Annotated in this window: 24 protein-coding genes; 10 read left to right on the forward strand and 14 right to left on the reverse strand. The window is 65.2% G+C overall.

Annotated features, from left to right (window positions below):
- The first annotated feature begins 7 nt into the window (after nucleotides 1-7).
- The 4 genes from FDN03_RS09380 (at nucleotide 8) to FDN03_RS09395 (ending at nucleotide 4,653) form a co-directional block, all read left to right on the forward strand.
- Nucleotides 8-1,447 (forward strand): LLM class flavin-dependent oxidoreductase, encoded by a 1,440-nt coding sequence (locus FDN03_RS09380; RefSeq protein WP_138176290.1) that lies wholly within the window; start codon nucleotides 8-10, stop codon nucleotides 1,445-1,447.
- 17 nt (nucleotides 1,448-1,464) lie between these two features.
- Nucleotides 1,465-2,700 (forward strand): acyl-CoA dehydrogenase family protein, encoded by a 1,236-nt coding sequence (locus FDN03_RS09385; protein ID WP_171021196.1) that lies wholly within the window; start codon nucleotides 1,465-1,467, stop codon nucleotides 2,698-2,700.
- A 111-nt stretch (nucleotides 2,701-2,811) separates the two neighbouring features.
- Nucleotides 2,812-4,044: an acyl-CoA dehydrogenase family protein gene (locus FDN03_RS09390; protein WP_138176292.1), complete on the forward strand. Its 1,233-nt coding sequence runs from the start codon at nucleotides 2,812-2,814 to the stop codon at nucleotides 4,042-4,044.
- A 126-nt stretch (nucleotides 4,045-4,170) separates the two neighbouring features.
- Nucleotides 4,171-4,653: a DUF6069 family protein gene (locus FDN03_RS09395; RefSeq protein WP_212743895.1), complete on the forward strand. Its 483-nt coding sequence runs from the start codon at nucleotides 4,171-4,173 to the stop codon at nucleotides 4,651-4,653.
- An 86-nt stretch (nucleotides 4,654-4,739) separates the two neighbouring features.
- Here FDN03_RS09395 and FDN03_RS09400 read toward each other — a convergent pair whose 3' ends face one another.
- The 5 genes from FDN03_RS09400 to FDN03_RS09420 form a co-directional block, all read right to left on the reverse strand.
- Nucleotides 4,740-6,023: a dicarboxylate/amino acid:cation symporter gene (locus FDN03_RS09400; protein WP_138176294.1), complete on the reverse strand. Its 1,284-nt coding sequence runs from the start codon at nucleotides 6,021-6,023 to the stop codon at nucleotides 4,740-4,742.
- A 196-nt stretch (nucleotides 6,024-6,219) separates the two neighbouring features.
- Nucleotides 6,220-7,095: a phosphonate ABC transporter, permease protein PhnE gene (phnE, locus tag FDN03_RS09405; RefSeq protein ID WP_249354469.1), complete on the reverse strand. Its 876-nt coding sequence runs from the start codon at nucleotides 7,093-7,095 to the stop codon at nucleotides 6,220-6,222.
- Nucleotides 7,092-7,895, reverse strand: coding sequence for a phosphonate ABC transporter ATP-binding protein (locus FDN03_RS09410; RefSeq protein WP_138176296.1), 804 nt, complete (start codon nucleotides 7,893-7,895; stop codon nucleotides 7,092-7,094). The genes phnE and FDN03_RS09410 overlap by 4 nt, the downstream gene beginning before the upstream one ends.
- Nucleotides 7,895-8,815 (reverse strand): phosphate/phosphite/phosphonate ABC transporter substrate-binding protein, encoded by a 921-nt coding sequence (locus FDN03_RS09415; protein WP_138176298.1) that lies wholly within the window; start codon nucleotides 8,813-8,815, stop codon nucleotides 7,895-7,897. Before FDN03_RS09415 ends, FDN03_RS09410 begins: the two co-directional genes overlap by 1 nt.
- Before the next feature lie 92 nt (nucleotides 8,816-8,907).
- Entirely contained in the window at nucleotides 8,908-10,092 is a 1,185-nt protein-coding gene (locus FDN03_RS09420; protein ID WP_249354471.1) for a TIGR03364 family FAD-dependent oxidoreductase, read from the reverse strand.
- Between the two features lie 165 nt (nucleotides 10,093-10,257).
- On the opposite strand from FDN03_RS09420, the gene FDN03_RS09425 reads away from it, so the two are divergent.
- The 5 genes from FDN03_RS09425 to FDN03_RS09445 all read left to right on the forward strand — a co-directional run bounded on the left by FDN03_RS09425 (nucleotide 10,258) and on the right by FDN03_RS09445 (nucleotide 14,327).
- On the forward strand, nucleotides 10,258-11,091 hold the full coding sequence (locus FDN03_RS09425) for a GntR family transcriptional regulator (protein WP_138176302.1): 834 nt from the start codon (nucleotides 10,258-10,260) through the stop codon (nucleotides 11,089-11,091).
- Nucleotides 11,084-11,776, forward strand: coding sequence for a phosphonatase-like hydrolase (locus FDN03_RS09430; RefSeq protein WP_138176304.1), 693 nt, complete (start codon nucleotides 11,084-11,086; stop codon nucleotides 11,774-11,776). Before FDN03_RS09425 ends, FDN03_RS09430 begins: the two co-directional genes overlap by 8 nt.
- A 284-nt stretch (nucleotides 11,777-12,060) precedes the next feature.
- Nucleotides 12,061-12,492, forward strand: a complete 432-nt coding sequence (locus tag FDN03_RS09435; protein WP_138176306.1) for a DUF6069 family protein — start codon at nucleotides 12,061-12,063, stop codon at nucleotides 12,490-12,492.
- Nucleotides 12,493-12,571: 79 nt separating this feature from the next.
- On the forward strand, nucleotides 12,572-13,468 hold the full coding sequence (locus tag FDN03_RS09440; RefSeq protein ID WP_138176308.1) for a dihydrodipicolinate synthase family protein: 897 nt from the start codon (nucleotides 12,572-12,574) through the stop codon (nucleotides 13,466-13,468).
- A gap of 283 nt (nucleotides 13,469-13,751) precedes the next feature.
- A complete protein-coding gene (locus tag FDN03_RS09445) occupies nucleotides 13,752-14,327 on the forward strand; it encodes a CDP-alcohol phosphatidyltransferase family protein (protein WP_138176310.1) in 576 nt (191 codons plus the stop codon).
- Here FDN03_RS09445 and FDN03_RS09450 read toward each other — a convergent pair.
- The 5 genes from FDN03_RS09450 to FDN03_RS09470 form a co-directional block, all read right to left on the reverse strand.
- The gene (locus tag FDN03_RS09450) at nucleotides 14,285-15,136 is read right to left on the reverse strand and encodes an ABC transporter permease (RefSeq protein ID WP_138176312.1); all 852 of its coding nucleotides are present in this window, start codon (nucleotides 15,134-15,136) and stop codon (nucleotides 14,285-14,287) included. The genes FDN03_RS09445 and FDN03_RS09450 overlap by 43 nt on opposite strands.
- Nucleotides 15,137-15,186: 50 nt before the next feature.
- Complete coding sequence (locus FDN03_RS09455; protein ID WP_054821034.1) at nucleotides 15,187-15,942, reverse strand: ABC transporter ATP-binding protein; 756 nt, start codon at nucleotides 15,940-15,942, stop codon at nucleotides 15,187-15,189.
- Nucleotides 15,939-16,991 carry an iron chelate uptake ABC transporter family permease subunit gene (locus FDN03_RS09460; protein WP_138176314.1) on the reverse strand — a complete coding sequence of 351 codons (1,053 nt, stop codon included), beginning with the start codon at nucleotides 16,989-16,991 and terminating at the stop codon, nucleotides 15,939-15,941. Before FDN03_RS09460 ends, FDN03_RS09455 begins: the two co-directional genes overlap by 4 nt.
- A gap of 4 nt (nucleotides 16,992-16,995) precedes the next feature.
- The gene (locus FDN03_RS09465) at nucleotides 16,996-17,976 is read right to left on the reverse strand and encodes an iron chelate uptake ABC transporter family permease subunit (RefSeq protein ID WP_138176316.1); all 981 of its coding nucleotides are present in this window, start codon (nucleotides 17,974-17,976) and stop codon (nucleotides 16,996-16,998) included.
- A 93-nt stretch (nucleotides 17,977-18,069) separates the two neighbouring features.
- Entirely contained in the window at nucleotides 18,070-19,059 is a 990-nt protein-coding gene (locus FDN03_RS09470) for an ABC transporter substrate-binding protein (RefSeq protein WP_138176318.1), read from the reverse strand.
- A 932-nt stretch (nucleotides 19,060-19,991) separates the two neighbouring features.
- Between FDN03_RS09470 and FDN03_RS09475 the strand changes: the two genes are divergently transcribed.
- The gene (locus tag FDN03_RS09475) at nucleotides 19,992-20,204 is read left to right on the forward strand and encodes a hypothetical protein (protein ID WP_138176320.1); all 213 of its coding nucleotides are present in this window, start codon (nucleotides 19,992-19,994) and stop codon (nucleotides 20,202-20,204) included.
- Between the two features lie 55 nt (nucleotides 20,205-20,259).
- Here the strand turns inward: FDN03_RS09475 and FDN03_RS09480 are convergent, their stop codons facing one another.
- From FDN03_RS09480 to FDN03_RS09490, 4 genes are all read right to left on the reverse strand, one after another.
- Entirely contained in the window at nucleotides 20,260-21,006 is a 747-nt protein-coding gene (locus FDN03_RS09480; RefSeq protein WP_138176322.1) for an aspartate/glutamate racemase family protein, read from the reverse strand.
- Nucleotides 21,007-21,023: 17 nt separating this feature from the next.
- On the reverse strand, nucleotides 21,024-22,550 hold the full coding sequence (locus FDN03_RS09485) for an NCS1 family nucleobase:cation symporter-1 (protein WP_138176324.1): 1,527 nt from the start codon (nucleotides 22,548-22,550) through the stop codon (nucleotides 21,024-21,026).
- A gap of 220 nt (nucleotides 22,551-22,770) precedes the next feature.
- On the reverse strand, nucleotides 22,771-22,908 hold the full coding sequence (locus FDN03_RS16425) for a hypothetical protein (protein ID WP_171021197.1): 138 nt from the start codon (nucleotides 22,906-22,908) through the stop codon (nucleotides 22,771-22,773).
- Between the two features lie 297 nt (nucleotides 22,909-23,205).
- Nucleotides 23,206-24,894, reverse strand: a complete 1,689-nt coding sequence (locus FDN03_RS09490) for an HNH endonuclease signature motif containing protein (protein WP_138176326.1) — start codon at nucleotides 24,892-24,894, stop codon at nucleotides 23,206-23,208.
- Nucleotides 24,895-25,011 lie beyond the last annotated feature (117 nt).

Consider the following 25,011-nt stretch of genomic DNA (forward strand, 5'->3'; position numbering starts at 1 on the left):
AAACAGCATGAGCAACAGAATTCACTTGAACGCCTTTGACATGACGTGTGTGAGCCACCAGAGTCCAGGCTTGTGGAGGCACCCGGAGAACCGGGCTGATGAGTACAACAGCCTTGAATACTGGGTAAGTTTGGCCCAAACCTTGGAACGCGGAGGGTTTGACGCCCTTTTCCTTGCCGACGTATTGGGAATCTACGATGTATACCGCAATTCCAGCGCGCCGGCCCTGTTGGATGCCGATCAGGTACCGCTGAACGATCCCTTTATGCAGGTCTCGGCCATGGCTGCTGCAACACAGCGTTTGGGATTCGCGGTCACCGCGGCCCTCACGTATGAGCAGCCCTACGCACTGGCCAGGAAATTTTCGTCCCTTGACCATCTGACGCGAGGGCGTATCGGCTGGAATGTCGTAACCAGCTACCTTGAGTCAGCCGCCCGCAATCTTGGTCTTCACCGACAGCTGGATCATGATGCCCGCTACGACATTGCCGACGAGTTCATGGAAGTGGTCTACAAACTTTGGGAAGGCTCTTGGGAGGAAGGCGCTGTCATCAAGGACCGCTCCCGAGGCATTTACACCGACCCAACGAAAGTCCATCCCATCAACCACCACGGCAAGTACTTTGACGTGCCTGGTATTCACCTCAGCGAACCGTCCCTGCAGCGAACTCCGGCAATCTTCCAGGCAGGAGCCTCACCTCGCGGTCGACGCTTCGGCGCTCGGCATGCCGAAGGCATCTTCCTGAATTCAATCAACACAGCTGTAACGCGCCGTCAGACCGATGCGATTCGTGAGGAGCTTGAAGAAGCAGGTCGTTCACGAAACGACGCGAAGATCTACGCATTGATTACAACCGTAGTAGCCGACTCTGATGCCAAGGCGGAACGCCTTTATCGCGAGTACCAGCAGTATGTCTCCCGCGAGGGTGCCATGACTTTCTACGGAGGCTGGTCGGGCCTGGACCTAAGCCGTTACGCGTCCGAGGAAGAGCTCAAGTATCTAGACACCAATGCCGCGCGTTCAGCATTGTCGATCTTTACCACTGCAGACCCCGGTAAATCGTGGACTCCGAATTCCATCGCCGACTACTTGGGGATCGGTGGGATCGGACCTGTGCTTGTCGGGTCCGCCGAAACCGTCGCCGACGAAATCGAACGTTGGGTGGATGAGTCAGGGCTAGACGGTATCAACCTCGCCTACGCAATCACCCCTGGTTCATTCGAACAGTTCACTGATCTCGTTGTTCCGGAACTTCGCAAACGCGGAAGGACCTGGATCGACTACGAAGGTTCGACCCTGAGGGAATACGTTGCCGGATCCGGAAATCTCAGAGTCAACGACCAACATCCAGCAGCTGCTTACCGAGGCGCCTACACCAACCAGCCATCGGCCGCCGACAGCAAGGCCAGCCCGACACCCGAAATCGTTCTGACCGGCAAGAACTAGCATCAGAGAGGTACTCCATGACAAGCACCAACATCGCCCAGGCGACGTTGCCCCGGACCCCGTTTGAAGGGTACGCCTCAGAGGAGGAAATTAACCATTGGGCAGTAGTCGCGCAACAGGTAGCCGACACTCTCGCACTCGATGTCCTAGATCGAGACAGAGCGAATAATCAGCCACGAGCCGAGGTGCAATTGCTGCGGTCTTCGGGCTTGCTGAATCTGCTGGTGCCAAAGCAATATGGCGGAGCCGGTGGACACTTTGAGACAGCGTTTCAAGCCGTCCGCATTTTGGCTTCCGTTGATGGTTCCATTTCACAGCTGTTGGCGTACCACTACTTCAACCAGACGGGGATCGCGTTCTACGCCGCTCCCGAACAGCAGGAAAACTGGTGGCGCTTGACGGCAGAAGGCGGATGGCTCTGGGGCGATTCAGTCAATCCAGTCGATCCGTCGCTAAAACTCACGTACCACGGAAACGGATACGTTCTTTCCGGACACAAGCGTTTTTGCACCGGTTCAGGTGTTGGTGACGTGATCATCATCAATGCCGTGGTCGATGGCGGGCCGAAGCACGGGCAGGATCTTGCTTTTGTCATTGAGGCTGACCGCCAAGGAGTGGAATTGCTTGACGATTGGGATCATCTCGGGCAACGGCTGACGGCGTCCGGATCGGTCAAGTACCACGACGTGCAGATCACGGACGATGACGTTCTGGGTGTCGTCACCGATGAGCCAATCTCCACCCTGCTCACGCCCGGGGTGCAGCTTGGCTTTGCCAACTTCTACCTTGGAGTGGCTGAGGGAGCGTTAGCCCACGGTCGCCAGATCCTGCTGGAGCGCAAGAATGCGTGGCTCTTTTCAGATGCCGAAACCTATTCCCGTGATGCAATTTTCCAGCGGACGATTGGGGAGCTGAAAGCGCGTACGGCAGCAGTGGCAGCACTGGCGGAGAAACTGAACCGCCGCTATGACCGCGAGGTCGGACGTTCTGCGGATCTGACCGCTGAGCAACGATGGGATTTCGCAGCGGCCATCGCTGAATTGAAAGTTGTCTCCACAGAGGTCGGAATCGAAGTGGCAAACCGCATCTACGAGGTGACGGGGGCTAGCTCAACGAAGAGCGATGTGGGGCTTGACCTGTACTGGCGAAATATCCGCACCCATACCCTTCATGACCCGGTCGACTACAAGAAGATCGAAGTCGGCCAGTATTACCTCCACGGGGACACCCCGCCTCTTTCGTTGTATACCTAAAGTTTTTCGAACCTCTCGGAGGCCGAAACCAACAGATTTTCCAGACTCGTTGGCGCCGTCGTTACCGTTCTCTGGACGGCGCCAACGTTCCACTTCATTCAGGAATTGATGATGACTCTTCAAGCTATTAATGCCAACCGCCTGCAGCGCCTGCGCGCCCGCTTCGCGCCAATCTTCGAGTCCATTGCCGCCGGGGCGGTCGAACGCGACCGCACCGGCCAGCTGCCCTTCGCCGAGATCAGGCAACTGGCCGACGCCGGGTTCGGGGCGGTGCGCGTGCCCGAGAGCCACGGCGGCGCCGGAGCGGATCTGGGCGAGCTGTTCGAACTGCTCACCGACCTGGCGGCCGCCGATTCCAACATCGCCCAGGCGCTGCGCGCCCACTTCGCGTTCGTCGAGGACCGGCTGGTGGCCGCCCCCGGGCCGGGGCGTGACCAATGGCTGCGCCGCTTTGCCGGGGGCGAGCTGGTGGGCAACTGCTGGACGGAGGTTGGCGCAGTGACGGTCGGGGACGTGATCACCAAGGTCACTCCGGACGGCCACGGGGGTTTTCGCATCAACGGCACCAAGTACTATTCGACCGGTTCGATCTTCGCGGACTGGCTGGACACCTACGCCGAGCGCACCGACACGGGCCAACGCGTCATCGCCGCGGTGCGGGCGGATCAGGCGGGGATCGCCCTGGCCGATGACTGGGACGGCTTTGGCCAGCGCACCACCGGCACCGGGACCTCGACCTTCACCGACGCGGTGGTCCACGAGGAGGACCTGATCGACTTCGACACCAGGTTCCGCTACCAGACGGCCTTCTACCAGCAGGTGCTGCTGGTGGTGCTGGCCGGCAGCGCCCGCGCGGCCGAACGCGACTTTGCCGCCGAACTGAAGCAGCGCAAACGCACCTTCAGCCATGCGGCCGCGAACCTTGCCAGCCAGGATCCGCAGCTGCTGCAGGTGATCGGTGAGGTTTCCTCCGCCGCCTATGTGGCCACCGCCGCGGTGCAGCGGGTCTCCCGGGCCCTGCAGGAGGCCCATGACACGGCGGTGGGGCTGCACGCCGGCACGGTTACCCAGGCCGAGGACCTGGCGGCCAATGACGCCGCCGAGCTGGCCTCCGCGCAGGCGCAGGTGACCCTCACGCCCCTGACGCTGAACGCGATCACCCACGCCTTTGACGCGCTGGCGGCCTCGGCGACCAGTGTTTCGAAGAACCTTGACCGGCACTGGCGCAATGCGCGGACCGCCGGGAACCACAATCCGTGGGTGTTCAAGGCCCGGCTGATTGGAGACTTGGCGGTCAACGGAACGCAGCTGCCGCGGGTCTGGGCGATTGGCGCATCGAAGTAGACCGCGCCGGCTTTGGACAGGGGGTTCCCGCCCGGTCAGCCCGCACCTGTTCTCTTGCGGTGTGATGCGGCGTACAGTGAATTGACAGGGCTCAAGCGATTCGAGTGACCGAGGAGATGATCAGTCATGAGCGCCTACGCTATGCCTGTCAGATACAGGATGCCGTTCAATTTCGCCCAGGTCATCATCGCCGCGTTTGGTGCGGCAGTGTTGTGCGGGTTCGTGTTTTTCGTCAGCGAGGCCGCTGGCGCGTCCATGAGGTTCTCGGGCGGGCTGTTCCAGAACCTGGACTTCATCCATATCCTGCGGTTCACCGCCCCGCCGATCCTGATCCTGGGGCTGTTGACCTTCGTCATCGGCCGGGCCGCACCCCGCTTCTGCCGCATTGCGCAGTGGCTGGGCGTGGCGGTCGCGGTGGTGTCCATCATCGTCCCGATCCTCTTTGCCGAAGATGTGCTCAGCGGGATCGCGTTGGCGCTGATGCACCTGATCGTGGGTGCCTCCTGGTACCTGGCGGTGAACAACTCCAACAAGAAGTACAACGACAAGGAGGCCGCCCAGGCCCTGGTGTCGGCCACGGCCAGCCACTACGGGGCCACCCGGCGTTAGCCCTTGAATACGGCCCAGGCCATGGTGCTGCAGATTGCAGCGCCATGGCCTGGGGTGTGTTTGCGGACCGGGCCCGGAGGCGGCGGCTACTCGGGCCGGGTGTGCGAGTGCGCGGCGGTGCCCGGCAGCGCCTCGACCTCGGTGTCGGCCAGGTCCTGCGGCTGCGCGCCCAGGTTGCCGCGGGTCAGCTTGTTCATGATCATCGCGATCGCGCCGTCACCGGTGACGTTGGTGGCGGTGCCAAAGCTGTCCAGGGCGATGTAGGCGGCGAACATCAGGCCGACCTCGACCTCGCCGAAGCCGAGCATCTGGGCCAGCAGGCCGGCGGCCGCGGCGATCGCCCCGCCCGGGACACCCGGGGCGGCGATCATCATGACGCCGAGCATCAGGATGAAGGGCAGGTAGGCGCCGAAGGAGACGTTCCCGCCGGTCAGCAGCAGCACCGCGATGGAGAAGCAGGTGATCTTGATCATCGAACCGGACAGGTGGATGGTGGCGCACAGCGGCACCACGAACCCGGCCACGGAATCGTTCACGCCGTTCTTCTTCGTCGAATCCAGGGTCACCGGGATGGTGGCGGCCGAGGAGGAGGTGCCCAGGGCGGTGAAGTAGGCGTCGCGCATGTTCCACAGCGCCTTGAACGGGTTGCGTCCGGCGACCGAGCCGGCGATGGTGTACTGCAGGATCAGGATGACCAGGGTCAGCCCGAAGGAGACCAGGGCGACCAGCAGGAACTTGGTGATCACGGTGACCGCCGACCCGCTGGCCGACAGGTCCATGAAGATGCCGAAGATGAACAGCGGCAGCGCCGGGACGATGATGCGCCGGATGACGGACTCAATGATGGTGCGGAACTCGACCGCCCCGCGGAAGAGCACCTTGGAGTGGAAGGCGGTCAGGCCCACGCCGATGACGAACGCGAGCACCAGTGCGCTCATCACGTCGATGACCGGGGGCAGGACGATCTCGGTGGCCGAGTCGCCGGCGCTGGCGACCACGGTGATGAAGGGGGTGAACCCGGAACCGGACTCCTCCCCGAACTCCTCCAGCCCGCCGCCGGAAAGCGCCGGGGTGAACAGCCAGCGGCTGACGAAGTAGGCCAGCAGCCCGGCAATGATGGTCGACCCGTAGGCGATCACCGCGGTGATGCCCAGCCATTTGCCGGCGCCCTTGCCCAGTTCGGCGATGGCCGGCATGACCAGGCCCAGGATGATCAGCGGAACAATGAAGCCCAGGAACCCGGAGAAGATCGAGTTGTAGGTCAGAAACAGCCCACCCAGCCATTCGGGCATGATCGGCCCGGTCACCACGCCAAGGATGATGGCGATGATGATCCAGCCCAGCAGGGGGATCGATTTCAGTATCTTCATGGGGATCCTTCGGTCGTGATGATCGCGGCGCGCAGCGTTGGACTGCAGGTTGTGGTGCAGCCCACGCCCCAGTCATGTTATAGCGTCAGGGCCCCTGCTTGAAAGCCGGCAGCCCGCACGGTGGCGGCGCCAAACACAGGCAAGGGGGTCCGCGCGGTTGCGCGGGCCCCCTTGCCTTGCGGTGTGGTGGTGCCGGTTACTGGCTCAGCTTCTTGCGGATGAAGCCCGAGGCCTGGTCGACCACGATGATCAGCACCAGCACGATGATGATGTGGGTGAGCATCGCATCGAACTGGAAGGACTTGATGGACTGGTTGATCAGCAGCCCGATGCCCCCGGCCCCCACCAGACCCAAGACCAGCGAGGAGCGCACGTTCACGTCGAAGCGGTAGAGCAGCAGTCCCACGAACTGCGGGATCACCAGCGGCAGCGCGCCGTGGCTGATCTGCTGTAGCCGCGAGGCACCGGTGGTGGACAGCGCCTGCTGCGGGCCCTGGTCGGTCTCCTCCATGGACTCGGCCCACAGCTTGCCCATCACCCCGGTGTTGTGGCAGATCAGCGCCAGCACGCCGGCGAACGGGCCCAGGCCCACGGCGGTGACGAAAATCAGGGCGAACACGATGTCGGGCACGGCGCGGAAGAAGGACAGGATGGCGCGGGAGCACTGGTAGGCCAGCGGGTGCGGGGTGGTGGTGCGGGCGGCCAGCACCGCCAGCAGCAGGGCGCTGGGGATGGACAGCGTGGTCCCGAGCAGGCCGATCCACAGCGTGACCAGCGTGGCCTTCAGTCCCGGGGCGATGACCTTCTCCCAGTCCAGGGAGGGCGGGAACGCGTCGGAGACGAAGCGGGCCATGCCCTCCCAGCCCTCCACCAGCAGCACCGGCTCGAAGCCGGTGCCGGCCAGGGCCAGTCCGTGCAGGGCCAGGATGATCAGCGCCGCCAGGGCCCACATGGCCCGCTTGCGGTGCCGGAACGGGTCCTGGGGCACCGGGCGGCTGCGCGGGGACGGGGCGTCCCCGGTGGCGGTCTTCAGGTCCACCTCGGTCATGGGTGGGCGGGTTTGCAGGCTCATGCCGCGGTCCTTTCGGGGGAGTAGAGCTGTTCCTGGACGCTGCTGGTGACCAGGTGGGTGGGGCCGTCGAAGACGATCCGCCCGCCCAGCAGGCCGATCGCCCGGTCGGCGTGGCGCACCGCCAGGTCCGGCTGGTGCAGCACCGCGGCCACGGCCAGGTTCTGCTCGTGGGCCAGCTCGGCCAGCAGCGCCATGATGTGTTCGGCGGCGTTCGGGTCCAGGGCGGAGACCGGCTCATCGGCCAGCAGCACGCTGGCGCGCTGGCACAGTGCCCGGGCCACGGCGACCCGCTGCTGCTGCCCGCCCGAAAGCCGGCCCACCTTCTCCAGGGCGCGCTCGGCCATCCCCACCCGCTCCAGGCAGTCCATCGCCTCCTGGCGCACCGCGCGGGAGAAGAACAGCGGGGAGAGGGAGGCGGCCCCGCCCAGGCGGGCCAGCGCCCCGGCGCAGACGTTGTCCAGCGCGGTGCGCCGCGGGACCAGGTGGATCTTCTGGAACACCATGGCCGCCTGGCTGCGGGCGGTGGCCAGCGCCTTGCCGTGCAGCCCGGCCAGGGACACCCCGTTCAGTTCGATCTGCCCGGCATCCGGTTCGGCCAGCCCGGCCACGCATTTCAGGGTGGTGGACTTGCCCGAACCGTTCGCGCCCAGGAACGCGACCAGTTCCCCGCGGTGCACGCTGAAGTCCACCCCGTCCAGCACGGTGCGCCCGTTGTAGGACTTGGCCAGTGCGTTCACGTTCAGTGCGGCGGTTTCGTGCCGGTCATCCCGGGCCGGTGCCGGTGTGCTGTGCTTGAGCATTACGCGTCTTCCTCGGTCAGGCCCATCTTCTGAGCCAGGTCGAACAGGGGCTGGTAGGTTTCCTTGCTGACTTCCAGCAGCGGGCCGGGCGGGGTGACGTCCAGGAACTTGCCGACCTCGGCGATGTCATCGGCCGGCAGGTTCACCAGCGCCTGCTTCACCGCGCTCTTCAGCTGCGGGTCCGCGTCCGGGCGGATGGTGATCGGGTCGTTCGGGATCGGGTCCGACTTCCACACCTGGCGGTAGTCCTGCGGGTTGAAGGTGCCCTCCTCGATGGCGGTGGCCATGGCCTGCGAATTGATCTGCGCGGCGTCCACGGTGCCGTTGGTCAGCGCCAGCAGCGCCTCCGGGTGCCCGCCGGCGTAGTTCAGGTTCAGCTCGGACTCGGGGACCCCGGCGGTCTTCAGCGCGTAGCGCGGCAGCACGTCCCCGGAGGTGGAGCCCACCCCGCCCAGGGCCAGGTCCTTGCCGCGCAGGTCCTGCACGGTCTTGATCTGCGAATCCTTGGGCACCCAGATCCCGGCGGTGTAGGAGCTCAGCTTGCCGTCCGCGGTGCCGAAGGAGACCAGCGGTTCGGCGCCGGCCTGCTGGCTGGCGAACACGAAGCCGACCGGGCCGAACTGGCCCAGGTCCAGCTTCCCGTTGCGCATGGCCAGCACCTCGGCGGAGTAGTCCTCCACCACCTGGACCTCAACCTCGCAGCCCAGTTCGCGTTCCAGCGCATCGGCCAGCACCCCGTAGGCCGGCTCCAGCTTGGCCGGGTCCTCGAAGGGTTCGATGCCGAACTTGATCGGCCCGTCGGCGCAGAAGGCCGGGGCGTCGGGGTTGGCCCCGGTGTCTGCGGTGGCCGAACCGCAGGCGGTCAGGGCGAGCAGGGCGCCGGCGGTGGCCAGCAGGGTCAGTGGGCGAGTGTGCTTCATGAGCGGTGTGTCCTTTGCGGTGGGCTCCGGTTGGAGCGGGGAGGAACAGTGGATGATGGGTGGGGCCGGCGCCGCAGGCGGCGGCAGCGGGGTTAGCGGGTGGCGAGCTCACGCACGGGAAGGTGGGCGGTGTTGCGTTCGGCCAGCCCGAAGCACACGGTCATGCCCACCCCGGCGGTCACCGAGACCACCTGCACGCCCTCGCGGATCGGGGCGACCAGCAGCGGTCCGAGCTCGCTGGAGGCGTAGACGCCCTGCCAGCGTTCGACCACCTGCAGCGCCTCGGTGCCCAGCACCTGGCCGCCGGCCTCCAGCAGGGTCTGGGAGGTGGTTTCGGCCAGGAACGGGTCCTGCGTGGCGGCGTAGCTGTGCGAGTCGCCCATCAGCACGCTCCCGTCCGGGCGCTGGGTGAACATCAGGTTCGCGTCGATCTCCAGCAGCTGCGGGTGGCTGGCGCCCAGTTCCTCGCGCAGCCGCGCGGCCGAGGGGACCTCGGTGAACGCGTGGTAGCGCAGCATCGAGCTGGCGGTGAGCACCGCCGGGGTCAGCTCCAGCTGGCCGGGCGCCTTCACCCGGGCCATCTGCAGCGCGCAGCGCTGGATCCGGTGGGTTTCGGCCAGCCGGGGGAAGAGGTAGTCCACGTCGTGGCCCACGCAGATGAACACCTCATCGGCCTCGTAGGTGCCGCGGGAGGTGCGCACGGCGGCGCGGCGGGTGGTGCCGGCCTGGACCTGCAGGGCGCTGGTGTTCCAGTGCACCCGCCCGGCCGGCTGCTCGTCCACCCAGGCGGCCAGCCGGGCGACGGTGGTGCGCGGATCCACGCGCAGGTCATCGCGCAGCCACGCCCCGCCGACCAGGCCCGAGGCGTCCTGCCGGCCGAGCCGCTGGGCCAGCTGGTCCGGGTTCAGCAGCACGATCTGACCCGGCTCGCGCACCGCAGCCAGTTCGGTGAGCACATCCAGTTCGGTCTGGGTGCGGGCCACGACCACGGCGCCGGTTTCCGCGGCCCAGAAGCCGGCCTGCTCGGCGTAGTGCAGCCACAGCTCGCGCCCGCCCTGGGCCAGGTCGTAGAGTTCACCGGACTGGGCGGTGATGCAGCAATGGCCGAAGTTGCGCACCGAGGCCCCCACCGCACGGTGGTCGCGGTCGATGACGGTGACCGTCAGGCCCCGGTCCAGCGCCCGGGCCGCGTGGGCCAGGCCGATGATGCCGGCGCCGACGACCAGGACGTCGCTGTGGGTTCCAGTGGTGTTTTCCGCTTCAAATTCGTTGTTCACGGCATCGATCATTGCCCGTCGTCCGACCGTGGTTCAAGCCAAAATGGCACTTGTGTGGACAAGTTTCCCCACTGTTCAACTCGGTGGTTTTCACTTCACCTGATGTTCACCTCAAAGGCCCCGGAACGTTGATTTTCCGGGAAATCCCACTTGTATGATCAAGTTGTGAACCAGAAGAACAACCAACCCAAGCATGAGTGGCTGGCCGGGGAACTGCGGGAGCGGATCACTTCGGGCCAATGGAGCCAGGGCGACCGCCTGCCCAGCGAGGCGCAGCTGTGCGAACAGGCCGGAGCCTCGCGCGGCACGGTGCGTCACGCGCTGGCCGCGCTGCGCGCTGAGGGGCTGATCACCGGGGGACAGGGCAAGCCGCCGGTGGTCGCCGGCGCCGTGGCCTCCCAGCCGTTCACCACGTTCATGTCGTTCACCGAATGGGCGCGCTCCACCGGCCGCGTCCCGGGCCAGCAGACCCTGGAGCTGGCCAAGCGTCCGGCGGACGCCGAGGTCGCCGGGCAGCTGGATCTGGAGGAGGGGGCGCCGGTCATCCAGGTGCTGCGCCTGCGCCTGCTGGACCGGGTGCCGGCCATGGTCGAACGCACCAGCTTCACCCTGCCGGTCGGGCGCCTGCTCTTTGACTTCGACACCGACTCCGGCTCGATCTTCGGCTACCTGCGCGAGCAGGGGATCGCTCTGGACCGCGGGCGGCACACCATCGACGCGGTGGCCGCCGATGAGCGCGATGCCCAGCTGCTGCAGGTGCCGCTGGGTGCCCCGCTGCTGCGCGAGCGCCGGCTGACCACCTCCCACGCCGGCCAGCTGCTGGAGTACTCCGATGACCGCTACCTGCCGCAGCTGGCGAACTTCAGCATCGAGAACACCAGCGCGCACCGCGCCGCCCTGGTCCGTGTGCCGATCTCGGCCGCCTCCGCGCCGCCCCACACCACGAACCACAACCTAGACTCAAGAACCACGACAGATAAGAGGGATGGACATGATTGAACTGATCGTCTGCGATATGGCCGGAACCACCGTTGATGAGCACGGGGATGTCTACCGTGCCCTGGAGAACGCGGTGCGCGAAACCGGGGTGGAGGTTGCCGCCGACGACCTGCAGACCTGGATGGGCGCGGAAAAGCGTGAGGCGATCACCGAGCTGATCCGCCTGGGCGGCGGGGAACCGGAGTCCCGGAAGGTGGACAAGGCCTTTGAGCGCTTCCGTGAACTGCTGCTGGGCTACTACACCCAGAACCCGCCCACCGCGCTGCCCGGCGTGGAGCAGGCGCTGCGCGAGCTCTCCGCCCGCGGCGTGAAGGTGGCCCTGAGCACCGGGTTTTCCCGCGACGTGATGGAGGTGCTGCTGGGCGTGCTGGGCTGGAACGTCGGGGAGGGCGAACTGCTGGACGCGGCGGTGCCCGCCGACGAGGTGGCCGCCGGCCGCCCGGCGCCGTACATGATCCACCGCGCCATGGAGCAGACAGGGGTCCAGAACGTGGCCCGCGTGCTGGCTGCCGGGGACACCGTCAACGATCTGCTGGCCGCCCGCAACGCCGGGGTGCACGCGGTGGGTGTGCTGACCGGCAAGCTGCAGCGCGCCGAGCTGGAAGAGCAGCCGCATGATGCCGTGCTGGAGGGGGTCAAGGACCTGCCCAAGTACCTCGTATCGCTGGATGCGGTCAGCGTCTAGACAACACTTCCGACGCCGCGGCCGAGCCGGTGGGTGACCTTCACGGGAACCCGCCGGCTTTGTCGTGCCGCGTGCGGGCGGGCCGTGGTGCCGGGGGCGTCCCGTCCCGCCGGCCGGCGCCAAAGGGACGAATCCTCGGGCGCATCCGTACAGAAAGCACCGCCTTGTGTCGGCGAAGCCGCAAAAATGTCGCTTATTTCACGTACTTCCCGTATTTCCTGTGGGCTTCTACTGGACGTAGAATCAGTTGTCAATCTTCAACTATCCGAGGAGGAATTCAGCCGATGGGCGCTGAAATCCAGTACAAAAGCCCCTTCAACTTCGTCCAGGTCCTGATCTTGGCCCTGGGTGCCGCCTACCTGAACGTCATCGTCTTCTTCGTCAGTGAATCCGCCGGCGGTTCCATGGTGTTCAACGGCGGGCTGGTGGATCACGTGCAGTTCGCGCAGGTTCTGGGCTTCACCCTCGCACCGATCATGATCCTGGGGTTGCTTACCTTCGCCATCGGCAGCGCCAAGCCGGGCTTCTGCCGCATCGCCCAGTGGCTTGGCGCGATCGTGGCCGTCGTCTCCATCATCAACCCGATCCTGCACGCCACCGACCCGGCCACCGGCATTGCCCTGGCCCTGATGCACCTGGTCGTGGCGGCAGCCTGGTTCGTGGCGGTACGCCGCACGAACAACAACCAGCCGGTCCCGGCCTACGCGTTGCGGTAACCAGCCGGCCATAAACAGCGGGCAGCCCCGCGGCTTCAGTTAACGTAGACCCCAGAACGCGCACAGCGAGGGGGAGACAATGAAGTTCGCGGGACTTTCCGCTTTTCCATTGGTGCCGATGGCGGGGGAACGGGTCGACATTGACGCCGTGGCCCGTCTGGTGGCCCGCTCGGCCGGCGTCGGGGTGGACTGCCTGGGCGTGCTGGGATCCACCGGCAACTACGCCTACCTTGATCCGGGGGAACGCCGGGAGGTCCTTGCCGCCAGCATCTCCGCCGCCCAGGGGACACCGGTGCTGGCCGGGGTTGGGGCGCTGCGGACCCGGGATGTGCTGGGCCATGTGGCTGACGCGCAGGCCGCCGGCGTCCAGGGCCTGTTGCTGGCCCCGGTGTCCTACCAGAAGCTGACCGACCAGGAGGTCTTCGACCTCTACCGCACTGTCAGCCGGGCCAGTGATTTGCCCATCATCGTCTACGACAACCCGGGCACCACCGGGTTCAGCTTCAGCGATGAGCTGCACGGGCGCATCGCCGGGCTGGAAGGGGTGAGCGGGGTGAAGATTCCGCCGCCGGCCGCAGATGGCGCTCGCCGGCGCATCGCCGAGCTGCGCCGCGTGGTCCCAAGCGGCTACGGGGTTGGCATCAGCGGCGACTGGATGGCCGCCGAGGGACTGGGCGCCGGGTGCGACACCTGGTACTCGGTGATCGCCGGCGTACTGCCCGGCACCGCACTGCGGATCACCCGGGCCGCGCAGGCCGGAGGGCACGCCGAGGCGCTGGACCTCTCGCGCCGCCTGGAGCCGCTGTGGGATCTTTTCCGGAGCCTGGGCAGCCTGCGTGTGGTCAGCGCGCTGGCCGAGGAACTCGGTCTGGTCTCCGCGCCGAGCCTGCCGCTGCCCCTGCAGGGCGTTCCCGGCCCAGCCCGCCAGCGGCTGCGGGAGTTCCTGGCCGCTGCGCGGCTCGAGGACGATGTATAACCGCAACGGCATATAGTGCTGGCTTGGGCAAATGGGTGCCCGGGCGAACCTTGGATGCCCTGATGCCGGGCACCCGTGTACTTGCGGCACCCGGTTCACTACGCTCATAGGCAAGAGGCCTTCCGTGTCGCTGCCGCGGCGGGAGGGGCCGCTGGAACCAGAGGAAGGCGCTGGAGATGAGCCGAGCACCATACCGCGCACAGGCTGCATCTGCCCTGCCCCCACGCTTCACCGGCCCCCGGGCGCCGTGGCCAAGAATTTCCCCTGACGGCAGGGCAGCGTGATGAGCGAGATCCTTCAGCTGCGCCCCGGAGACTGGCGCACCATCCCGAACCTGGTGACGCTGCTGCGCTTGCTGCTGATTCTTCCCATCTGCGGGTTCATCATCAGTGGCGGGCAGCCGGTCCTCACCCTGGTGCTCGCGGCCATTTTTGGCACCACCGACTGGGTCGACGGCTTCTTGGCCCGGCGCCTGAATCAGACCAGCCGCTTCGGCCAGATCCTGGACCCCATCGCGGACCGCATCGGGGTGGCCCTGATCCTGGTGGCCCTGACCATTGGCGGTCTGCTGCCCTGGTGGATTGCGGTCCTGACGTTGCTGATGGATCTTGCCGTGACGGTCAGCCTGTTTTTCGCCAAGGATCCAGGCAGCCTTTCGGTGAGCATCATCGGCAAGGTGCGCACCGCGGTGCTGATGGTGGGGCTGGTCCTGGTGCTCATCGCCCGGGTGCCGCAGTGGCAGGCGCTGGCCGAGCCGGCGGTGCTGTTGACCGGGCTCGGGGCCGTGCTGCATGCGCTGGCGGGGCTGGGCTACATCTACCGGCTGCTGGCCCGGGCCCCGCGCGGGGAAGCCGGCTGAGCCGCGGCGGAAACTGGCCGGTCTTCGTGGGCTGCTACGGCTCGCTTGGCGCCCGGTGTCCGTTCCGGCCGGTCCGCGGTCCCGCGTTCAACCAGCACCGCCACCACGGTGACCGCCACCGCCTGCACCGCGAGCAGGTTGATCAGCATGATCAGCTGCACCAGCCCGGCATCCAGGGGGCTGGCTCCGCCCAGCACCAAACCGACGAAGGCCCCGGGCAGTGTCACGGTGCCCACGGTGCGGGTCTGATCCAGCCCGGGAAACAGCGCCTCGGCAGCCACGGGACGGCCCACCAGACTGCGGGCCTGAGCCGGAGGCAGACCCAGGGCGAGCGCCGCCTCCACTTCGCCGTGCCGCTGCTTGAGCTCCTGCCGGATGCGGCGTCCGGCCAGCGAGGTGGCGCTCATGGCCCCGCCGATCAGTTGCCCGACCACCGCCACCAGGGCCAGGGAGGAGAACGGCAGCACCCCAAAGGCCAGCATGACGCCCACCACCGGCAGCACGCCCGCGCCAATGGCGATGCCCGGCCCCCACCAGGCCAAGGCGCCGATCCGCCGGGTACTGGTCAATGCGGCCACCGCGAACATCAGCAGCAGGAACAGGACGGTCAGCCACCAGGACCGGGAGAGCTGGGAGATCGCCAGCGCGACCACCAGCATCTGCGCCAGGGCGCGCAACACCGCGGTGAGGATCTGGCGGGCCGGCAGCAGCAGAAAGCGCTGGGCGAAGAGGGCGGCGATCCCCGTCACCAGCACCAGCATCACCCACATCGGCCAGCCGGTGTGCAGCAGGGTTGAGTCCTGGCTCATCGGTCGGCCTTTCGGGATCCAAGGGGGCCGCTGCGGCCCCATGCGGGGATTTAGTAGTAGACCGCCAGCGGGCCCTCCGGGCCCTCGATGACGCGTACCGGGGTGTCGAACACGGCGGAGAGCACCTCATCGCGCATGATCGCCTCGGGGGAGCCGAACTCCACGACCTGGCCCTTCTTCATGGCGCAGATGTAGTCCGAGTAGTGCCCGGCGAAGTTGATGTCGTGCAACACGATCACGATCGTGCGCCCCAGCTCCTGGGCGGCCTTGCGCAGGTGCTTCATCATCTGCACCGAGTGCTTCATGTCCAGGTTGTTCAGCGGCTCATCCAGCAGCACGTAGTCGGTGTCCTGGGCCAGCACCATGGCCACGTAGGCGCGCTGACGCTGACCGCCGGAGAGCTGGTCCAGGTAGCGGTCCTCCAGGTCGTTCAGGTTCAGGAAGTCGATCGCCTGGGAGATGATCTCCTCATCCTTGCGGGTCAGCCGCCCCTTGGAGTGTGGGAAGCGGCCAAAGCCGACCAGCTGGCGCACGGTCAGGCGGGTGACGAAGTGGTTCTCCTGGCGCAGGATCGAGACGATCTTGGCCAGGTCCTTCGAGGCGGTGGAGGCCACGTCGTAGCCGGCCACCTCGATGGTGCCCTCATCCAGGCCGAGCAGGCGCCCGACCATGGTCAGCATGGTGGACTTGCCCGCGCCGTTCGGGCCCACCAGCGCGGTGATGCCCCCGGCCGGGATCTGCAGCGTCACCGGCCCGATGGCCACTTCGCTGCTGTACTGCTTGCGGACGTCTTTGAGGGTAATCACAGCCGGCCCTTTCTGAGGACGAAGATGAGGAATGCGGTGCCGCCAACCAGTTCAATGATGATGCCCACCACGCCCTGGGCGTAGAAGACGTTCTTCATGATGAAGTAGGCCCCGGCCAGGATCACGAACCCGGTCAGCGCGGCCATCGGGAAGATGTAGCGGTGGTCGTAGGTGTCGGCCAGCTGGTAGGAGAGCATCGCGGCCAAGAAGCCGAAGAAGGTCAGCGGGCCCACCAGCGCGGTGGACACGGCCATCAGGATCGAGACGAAGAACAGGGTGCGCATCACCTCGCCGCGGTGGTTGATGCCCAGGTTCATGGTGGTGTCCCGGCCCAGGGCGACCACGTTCAGCCGCTTGGAGGACAGGATCAGGAACAGCGCGGAGACCGCCATCAGCGGGATCGCCACCGGGAAGTAGCTCACGTCCGCGTTGGAGATCGAGCCGAAGAGCCGGGCGGTGAGGATGTCGAACTCGCTGGGGGCGAGCATGCGCTGCATGAACGTGGACACCGAGCCCAGGCCCGCACCGATGATGATGCCAATCAGCAGCATGATCTGGATGTTGCCGAACTTGCCCGAGAGCAGCCAACCGTACAGCGCCACCGACAGGGCGACCATGATCGCCACCTGCAGCACGAACTGGGTCACCCCCTGCAGCGCCACGATCCCGGCCGCGCCCATGAAGAACACCGAGGAGGTCTGCACCGCCACGAACAGGGATTCAAAGCCCATGATCGAGGGGGTGATGATCCGGTTGTTGGTGACCGTCTGGAAGCTGACGGTGGCCACCGCCTGGCAGATCGACACGATCACCATGGTGGTCAGCGACGTGGCGCGCAGTTCGGCGATCCGCCAGAAGCCCTCACTGCCCACCGGCATCGGGTTGTCCAGGGCCAAAAAGCCGTAGCTGAAGCCCAGGGCCGCCAGGATCAGCAGCGAGAGGATCACCCAGTAGCGGGTGCGCACCTTCTTGGAGGGCAGCGCGCCGGACTGGCGCAGCGGGGCGAAGTTTGGGGGCATGGATTGGGACATCGTCGGGTTCTCACTCATCAGACTAGCCATTTCGACGCTGCCTCAACAACAGGGCGATGAAGACCACCGAACCGACCACACCCAGGATCAGCGAGACCGGGATCTCGAAGGGCATGATGATGGTGCGCCCGATCAGGTCGCAGACGGTCACGATCGCGATGCCCAGCAGGCACACCCACGGCAGGTTGCTGCGCAGGTCATCGCCGCGGAACATGGAGACGATGTTCGGCACGATCAGCCCCAGGAACGGCAGGTTGCCCACCACCACGGTCACCACACCGGTGGCGATTGCGATCAGCCCGGTGCCGATGAGCATCACCTGGCGGTAGTTCAGCCCCACATTGGTGGCGATCTCCTCACCCAGCCCGGCCACGGTGAAGCGATCCGCGACCAGGAAGATCGCCACCGCCACCAGGGCCACGATCCACAGCACCTCGTACTGTCCGCGCAGCACGGAGGTGAAGGACCCGGCGAACCAGATCCCCAGGGACTGGAGCATGTCGGTGGTCAGCGCCAGGAACGTGGAGACCGCCCCGACCACGGCGCCGAGCATGATGCCCACGATCGGCACGGTCAGCGAGGCCTTGAGTGAAACCCGCTGCAGGAACAGGAAGAAGAGCATGGTGCCGATGAACGCGAATAATACTGCCACGCTCATCTTGGTCAGGATCCCGGCGTTCGGGGCAAGGATCATCACCGTGAGCAGGCCCAGGCCCGCCCATTCGGTGGTGCCGGTGGTGGTGGGCTCCACGAACCGGTTCTGGGTCAGCAGCTGCATCACCAGCCCGCTCATGGCCATGGCCGCGCCAGCCAGAACCAGGGCGATGGTGCGCGGGATGCGGGTGATGGCGAACATGTCCCCACCATCCTCGGCGCCGAAAATGTCGTAGACGCCGGTAAAAAGCGAAAAGCCCAGCAGGATCAGGACTCCAAGGATCCCAAGCAGCAGCTTGGGTTCGAAGAGCCTGCCCCGGGGCGGCTGTGTGGTGACGGTGCTGGTCATGGTCCTGCCGTTACTGCGAAGGTGTGGTGAGACGCCACAGTGGTGGACGCCGCCGGTTGGCTGCGTCCACCACTGGGTCAGTGCGCGTTGGGGCTACTTGCCTTCGAGCGCATCAGCGAAGTCATTGATGAATTCGGTGTAGGTCTGGATGCCCTCGTTGGTGTAGGTGTCAGCCGGCATCACCAGGACGTTGCCTTCCTTGGCGGCGGTGACGTTCTTCAGCGCATCCGAGTTCTTCAGCAGGTCGGCGGCCGGCTTGTAGTCCGGCTCATCGGCGGCCACTGCGGCATCGCGGTCCATGACCAGGATCCAGTCCGGGTTGGACTTGGCGATGGCCTCAACGGAGATGTCATCACCCTGGTGGTCGGTGGAGGACTCGTCAACCTCAAGGGCCGGGGTCAGATCCAGCAGGTCGAACAGCGGGCCAAGGGTGCGGCCGGTGGACGGTGCCGAGTAGTTGATGTTGCCGCCGGAGGTGATGACGCCCATCACCTTCTGGTCCTTGTTGTAGGCGGCCTTGGCGCGTTCGACGGCCTTGTCGAACTCGTCGGTCAGTTTCTTGGCTTCGTCTTCCTTGTGGAAGATCTGGCCCAGCACGGTGGTCTGGCGCTTGAGTTCCTCGCCGAACGGCTTGTCCTCGCGCGGGTCCAGGGAGACGATGGTGGCCTCAGGGGCCAGCTTCTTGAAGTCCTTCTCGTACTGGGTGAAGCGCTGGCCGTTGATGATCAGGTCCGGTTCCACGGCGACGACCGATTCCAGGTCAGGCTCGCGGTGGCTGCCCAGGTCGATCAGGTCCTTGTCCTTGGTGTAGCCGATGGTGTCCGGCATCAGCGAAACCGCTGCGGCCGAGAGCTCCACGCCCCAGGAGTCCAGGGTCTCGAAGGTGCGGTTGTCGGTGGCGACCACGGACTTTGCCGGGACATCGATGGTGTGCTCGCCGTTGTTGTCCTCGAACGTGACGGTCGAGGCGCCCTCGGAGGACGAAGCGCTCGACTCTGGGGTCGAGGCGTTCGAACCGCAGGCGGTCAGGGACAGAGCGGCGATGCCAAGCAGCGCAGCGGCGCGCAGTTTCACAGAGGCCATGATTTCCTATCGTTCCGGGGCCACCGAGCGGCGGCCAGCGAGGTTGATCTGAAATTAGCTTAGCCTAAGCTCCATGTGCTCTGCACTCCGCAGATATGGTTATTCAAATCACACCTAATGGGGTACAAAGTCCGAAAGTGCGGGTTTTCAAGGATTTTTCCGCGCACAACAAGGCGCGCCTGCCTGAATAACGAACCAAATTGTTTCCGGAATCCGAGAAAAAGAGAATTCCGGGACATTTTCGTTGGCGAAGGCTCCTGGCGGCTGGTATTGTGCCCGGCTTTCGACTCCCGACATTCACTTGGCCGCCGGGGGCGGGCTACCTTCCGTCGTGCTTCACGCCGGCCCCTTGGAGAATTAGTTCTTGGTGGGCCCGGGCGGCACTTTCGCGCCCGGCTTCCAGCCCGAAGCAGTTGCGAGGGGGACGCAGAGTGGTTAGTTGGCACCCGGTCAGTGGCGAGGCCGTTGCCCCCGAATGGGGAGCGCCGCCACCGCGGCGGAAAGGCCCCGTCGGTAGTTTTGGGTGACGCTGACATTGAAGTCATTGTGCAAGGGCGGCGCGGTGCCCGGCTTCCGAACGCCGGACAGAAGTGCCGTCTGCCTTGTGCTGAACCAGGAGCTGGCTGCTCAAGAATTCCCTGCCGACCTCACTCCATCGGCGGCCACTTTGGTCACCGCTGAGCCTACGGCGGAAAGGACATTGAGCTGGGCTCGGTGATTTAGGCGGCGTGCTTCCGCCATGTCCTGGATCGGCTTAGGGAGCGCTTGGGGTGCACTAATGATGTACTGGCGGGTGCCGAATCACGAGAGCCAGCAGGGCACCACGTTAGAGATTGCGCAAAGGGCTGGACGCGGGGCTGGGAGTTTCAAACTGCAAGCGCTAGCCTTGAGAGCCTTGGGCCCGCCACCTACAGTGCTGAAGGAGGTTGCTTATGGAAGTGAGGACGCTGCTCCTTGAACTAAGCGATGACCAGTTAGCCGATCTGAACGACGCTTTGGAAGACTACAGAGACTATTTCAAGGCGCAAGCTCAAGAAGCCTCCATGGGTTTCGGGCTCGATGCCGACTATTGGGAATCCCGGGCGAATGAGATTCAAGGCTTAAGGGAGATGCTCCTGAAGGCCCGCGGCAAAGAAATCACCTGAAGGCACTCACTGCGGGGCGGTCCGGCACTTTGGACCGCCCCGCAGTGAGTTTCTATCAGGACGCGGCGTTGACTTCCGTCAACCTCGTCAGGGGCCAGCCAATGACCCGCTTGGGCCGCGGTGGGGCGTAGGTGCGCACCTTTGAGGTGGACAGGCCCATTCGGACCATTGACTCAGCGATGGTGACCGCAGCGCGCACGCCGTCAACGATCGGAACGCCGGTGGCTTCGCGGACCTGGTGCTCGAGCTCGGCCATGCCGCCGCAGCCCAGGCAGATCACCTCGGCCTTGTCCTCCTGCACCGCACGCCGGGACTGATCGACGATGGCTTTGATGGCGCGTTGCGGATCCGACTCCAATTCCAGGACCCCCAGTCCGCTGGCCCGCACCGAGGCGAGCCGGTCGGTCAGCCCGGCCAACTTCAGCCGGTCCTCGATCAGCGGAACCGTCCGATCCAGCGTAGTCACCACCGAGTACTTGTGCCCGAGGAACTGGGCCGTGGACGCCGCCGCCTCGGTGATGTCCACGACCGGCACTTCCAGCAATTCCTGCAGGCCTTCACGGCCGTGCTCCCCGTAGCCAGCCTGGATTACCGCATCGAACGGCTCAGGATAGTTGACCACTTTGTCGATGACGGCGATCGCCGCCAAGTAGCTTTCGAAGTTTCCTTCGCAGCTGTCGGCGCCGAAATCGGGGGTGAGCTCAATAATCTGCGTCCCGGGGGAGGCCACTTCGCGCGCGGAGTCTCCGATGGCGGTGGTCATTGAGGCAGTGGTGTTCACGTTCAGGACGAGAATTCGCATGGTCTTTTCCCTTCCCTCTAGTGCTTTGCCACTACGGCGATGGCTTCGCCATCGATATCCGCCAGGTCATGCTGTCGCTTGGCGAGCAGCAGGTATACCAGTGCGCCGCTGCCCGAGCCCAGGAACCAGGCGAACGGACCGACAATATGCAGGGCAGGAAGGAAAGCAAGCAGCAGGGCCACCACGGAGCTGATGGCCAGCGCTGCCACGGCACGGTAGTTCACGCCACGCGTGAAGTAGTAGGTGCCGTTGGGGGAGGTGCGGTAGAGGTCCACGACGTTGATGCGTGCCCGGCGCACCAGCCAGTAGTCGGCCATGATGATCCCGAACAGCGGGCCGAGCAGCGCGCCCAGGCCGCCCAGGAAGTAGTTGATGATTTCCGGTGAGTTGTACAGGTTCCACGGCAGGATGACCAACCCGATTACCCCAGAGATCAGCGCAGCCCGGCGGAAGTTCAGGTGCTTGGGGAACAGGTTGTTCAGGGCGTACGTGGGTGCGACGAAGTTCGCCATCAGGTTCACCGCGATGGTCAGCACCAACAGGGCGCCGGATGCCAGCAACAGCAACGCCGTGTTCGGAATGGCCTGAACGACATCTGACGGGGAGTCAATGATGGTTCCGTTGATGGAGAACTGGGTGCCGGTCAGCACCACCACAATCGCACCGAAGAACAGCATGTTCAGCGGGATTCCAAAGAAGTTGCCGCGCACGATTGCCTTCTTAGAGATCGCGCCGCGGGTGAAATCGCAGAAGTTCAACACGAAGGTGCCGTAGATGGAGACCCACAGCGCTGCTGCGCCGAACACGCCGATCCACATGTCCAGCCCACTGCGGGGAGTGCCGGCATCCAGCGCGATGTTGAACCCGGATTCGAACAGCATCCACACGGCCAGGGCAAGGAACGTGACAAGGATGACCGGACCGGCGAAGGCCTCATACTTGCGGATCATCTCCATCCCATAACTGACGATGACCAGCTGCAGGATCCACAGGGAAACAAAGCAGATCCAGCCCAGCACGTCGAGACCGAGGAAGCTGGTTTCCTGCAGGGAAGCAGCCCCCGGGGCCAAGGCGATCACCATGACGCTGAGGACCTGGGAGGCCAGGAAGGTTTGGATGCCGAACCAGGCGATGGCGACCGCGCCGCGAAGGAGCGCCGGAAGCTGCGCGCCGGTGATGCCAAACGCAATGCGGCTCATGACCGGGAAGGGAACGCCGGTCTTCTCTCCCATGAATCCGGAGAGGGTCAACAGGGCAAAGAGCAAGATGGCTCCGATTCCCAACGCGCCTAGAATCTGCCATCCGCTCATGCCCAGGGCAAAGAGGCCGATGGCAAATGTGTAGTTGCCCAGTGAGTGCACATCGTTGGCCCAGAGGGTGAAGATGCTGTAGGCGTTCCACGTTCTGCCCTTTTGGGCGGTCGGTGCCAGGTCTTCGTTGTAGAGCGAAGCGGACAGCTGGTGCGGATTGGAGGGGTCGATGCCCAATGGGACATCAGTGGTTGGGGTGCTTTGAGGCGCCGTTACGGCGTTGGGGATAGACATTGGTCAGGATCCTCTGAGATTTATGGCAGGCCAAGGCAGCGGCTGCGGGCAGCGCAAAGCGGACTGCAAAAGTTAAGGAGAACCGAGGGCAAATGAGCTGATTCGGTATGGAAGGTTGCGGCGAAGTGGTCAGAGCGACAGGGGCCGCAGGCAAAGGGTGCCTCTCCGGAAACGCCAGCGCCAAAATCATGGGCGGGGCGTGCGGAGGAAAAAGGAAATCTCAGACGCGCAGAAAAGTATCTTTGTAGCCGGCATAGTGGCCGGCCAGCGCCGCGTTGCGTTTCGCGGCGTAGTGCGAACGGCGAATCCACTGCCGGCCCATATGGGCGCTGCAGAGAATCAGATCGAGACTGATCATGGCTGCTCCTGAGAAAGAACTCCGAGATGTGTGCCACATCACTAATGGTGCTCTTACTGTAGTGGTGCCATGCTGATTCCGCAAGCAAATAATTCGCTTCCAGCATACGGAAGGGATTCCTCTTGCCCTGCGGAATGAATTCATTCTGTCCAGCGGAATAGAGGCTGGAAACAAGCTTGCGAGGTGGAACTTGAGCCAAGGGAATCAGGGTCGCGGTCTGAACAAACATCGCTGGCGCCTGTGGCCGTCCCGGGGTGGGGCGGCCACAGGCCGACGGCGCATCACGGACCGATGGGATTAGCCAGGTTCCAGCTCATCCCCGGCATGCCAGGGCAAGGTGGCATCCGGCGGTTCCGGGTCATCGCCCGGCGGGTCGAGGTCGTCGCCCGGTGGGCCGGGTGGTGCCCGGTTCCCGGCGCCCGGTGGCGGGTCCCCGGGGATTTGCGAGGTCAGGTCCGGGTCGCTGGGATCATGCCAATACCCCGGAGTGCCCGGCGGTATCTCATGCAACGCCAACACCTCACGCAGCTTCTCATCCACATACACCGCCTGTCGTGAAGGAGCGCTCATCGTGTAGTTGGAGCGGCCATTCACGGTGGTCAGGCTGCCCGGATCGGAAAAGTGCACCAACCCGTTCGGGGATTCCCAGCGCACCGACCCATCAGGCAGGAACTGGCTCTGCCACCGCAACGCGTGTTTGAACATCTGATGCCGGGTACACAACAATTTGGTGTTATCCCGGGTGGTGGTCCCGCCCTTGGCCCAGTCCTTGACATGATCGATCTCGCACCGCTCCGCCGGGCGCCGGCACCCAGGGAACTGGCAATGCTCATCACGCAACTGCACCAGCTCCTGCAACGCCGCCGGAGGCCGGTACCGGGTACGGCCCACATCGATCGGGGCCCCGTCCCACGGATCGGTAAGCACCCGGGCAAAGGACGGGGCGTGCCGGGCCAACGCCAACGCCACCGGAGCCGGGATCGGCCCGTACCCCTGCAACTCGGCCAACGCGGTCCCCGGGGCGGCCAACAACTGAAGGGCCGGCAACAACACGTGCAGCTTCACCCGCACCCCCGGCCCGGGCCTCTGTGGCCACCCCTGGATCAGCACGTCCCGGAAAACATCGGCATGCAGCTGCGCGTCGCTGCGCTGCTCATCCGGCTCCCGGTGCTCATTGGCGTGCGCGGTGATGTTCTTCATGATCGCCATGATGTCCTCCGCCGGCAGGCACGCCTGCAACGCGGCCATCCCATCAGGCTCGGCCCACCACCGCACATAGCGCTCCTCCACCCGGCGTTCACGCCGGGTGGCCGGGGCCTCGGGCAGCATCTGGGTGCGCAGCTTCTTCGCCCGCTTACTCACCTGCGCATCAGTATCCCGCCGGGCCACCGGCAACAGGTTCTGCTCCAACTGCCCCACCTGCTCCGGCTGCAGATCCTGACTGGAACGAATCACCGTGATCGCGCTGCGGGTAGTGATCTGCCCCTGCAGCAACGCCTCCAAGGTGCGCGGACACAACTGACGCAACCCCTCAGCCACCAACAAGCGGGCATTGGTCGAGTACTCAGTGGTGCGGGTGGCCAAGGACGCCTCGGCCACGAAATTCTGCCGGATCACCTGCTCCGAGCCCGGCTTCACCCCGTACTTCTGGATACTGGCCAACTGCAGCGGATCAGTGATGCCCTTCTGCCGGTCCTGCAAATACGACAGCTCCAGCCCCTCGGCCAGCAACACCGCCTCAACGGCATCGAGCATCGAACGCAGCCGCCCCACCGTTCCCAACCGCTCCAGCACCTCACCCGGGGACCCCGGCGCGGCCGCCAGTAACTCATCGGTCACGGCCGAGGTCAGGGGCTGGCACGCAAGCTTGTAATCGATCCCGGCATACAGCACCCCGTCGATGCCCCAGTGGTCCCGAAAACCGCTGGCCAGGATCGGTAACCGGTGGACGTCATCCCCGGAATCGAAGATCTCTTTTCTGCCCATACCCCATCATCCCAACCCCCACCGACACTATGACCCCGACCACAACCAGATGGGGAAAGCCGTGGGAGGTCGTTCTTCACGTGTGCTTCCGGCAGCGGGGAAGGCTGCCTTCAGCGG

It is taken from the genome of Glutamicibacter sp. V16R2B1 (genome assembly GCF_005774635.1).
In the GTDB taxonomy this organism is placed as follows: domain Bacteria; phylum Actinomycetota; class Actinomycetes; order Actinomycetales; family Micrococcaceae; genus Glutamicibacter; species Glutamicibacter creatinolyticus.

Coding starts and splice junctions, on each gene's coding strand:
- FDN03_RS09380 (WP_138176290.1), top strand. CDS start 8: ATGAGCAACAGAATTCACTTGAACGCCTTTGACATGACGTGTGTGAGC.
- FDN03_RS09385 (WP_171021196.1), top strand. CDS start 1,465: ATGACAAGCACCAACATCGCCCAGGCGACGTTGCCCCGGACCCCGTTT.
- FDN03_RS09390 (WP_138176292.1), top strand. CDS start 2,812: ATGACTCTTCAAGCTATTAATGCCAACCGCCTGCAGCGCCTGCGCGCC.
- FDN03_RS09395 (WP_212743895.1), top strand. CDS start 4,171: ATGAGCGCCTACGCTATGCCTGTCAGATACAGGATGCCGTTCAATTTC.
- FDN03_RS09400 (WP_138176294.1), bottom strand. CDS start 6,023: ATGAAGATACTGAAATCGATCCCCCTGCTGGGCTGGATCATCATCGCC.
- phnE (WP_249354469.1), bottom strand. CDS start 7,095: ATGAGCCTGCAAACCCGCCCACCCATGACCGAGGTGGACCTGAAGACC.
- FDN03_RS09410 (WP_138176296.1), bottom strand. CDS start 7,895: ATGCTCAAGCACAGCACACCGGCACCGGCCCGGGATGACCGGCACGAA.
- FDN03_RS09415 (WP_138176298.1), bottom strand. CDS start 8,815: ATGAAGCACACTCGCCCACTGACCCTGCTGGCCACCGCCGGCGCCCTG.
- FDN03_RS09430 (WP_138176304.1), top strand. CDS start 11,084: ATGATTGAACTGATCGTCTGCGATATGGCCGGAACCACCGTTGATGAG.
- FDN03_RS09435 (WP_138176306.1), top strand. CDS start 12,061: ATGGGCGCTGAAATCCAGTACAAAAGCCCCTTCAACTTCGTCCAGGTC.
- FDN03_RS09440 (WP_138176308.1), top strand. CDS start 12,572: ATGAAGTTCGCGGGACTTTCCGCTTTTCCATTGGTGCCGATGGCGGGG.
- FDN03_RS09445 (WP_138176310.1), top strand. CDS start 13,752: ATGAGCGAGATCCTTCAGCTGCGCCCCGGAGACTGGCGCACCATCCCG.
- FDN03_RS09450 (WP_138176312.1), bottom strand. CDS start 15,136: ATGAGCCAGGACTCAACCCTGCTGCACACCGGCTGGCCGATGTGGGTG.
- FDN03_RS09460 (WP_138176314.1), bottom strand. CDS start 16,991: ATGAGTGAGAACCCGACGATGTCCCAATCCATGCCCCCAAACTTCGCC.
- FDN03_RS09465 (WP_138176316.1), bottom strand. CDS start 17,976: ATGACCAGCACCGTCACCACACAGCCGCCCCGGGGCAGGCTCTTCGAA.
- FDN03_RS09470 (WP_138176318.1), bottom strand. CDS start 19,059: ATGGCCTCTGTGAAACTGCGCGCCGCTGCGCTGCTTGGCATCGCCGCT.
- FDN03_RS09475 (WP_138176320.1), top strand. CDS start 19,992: ATGGAAGTGAGGACGCTGCTCCTTGAACTAAGCGATGACCAGTTAGCC.
- FDN03_RS09480 (WP_138176322.1), bottom strand. CDS start 21,006: ATGCGAATTCTCGTCCTGAACGTGAACACCACTGCCTCAATGACCACC.
- FDN03_RS09485 (WP_138176324.1), bottom strand. CDS start 22,550: ATGTCTATCCCCAACGCCGTAACGGCGCCTCAAAGCACCCCAACCACT.
- FDN03_RS16425 (WP_171021197.1), bottom strand. CDS start 22,908: ATGATCAGTCTCGATCTGATTCTCTGCAGCGCCCATATGGGCCGGCAG.
- FDN03_RS09490 (WP_138176326.1), bottom strand. CDS start 24,894: ATGGGCAGAAAAGAGATCTTCGATTCCGGGGATGACGTCCACCGGTTA.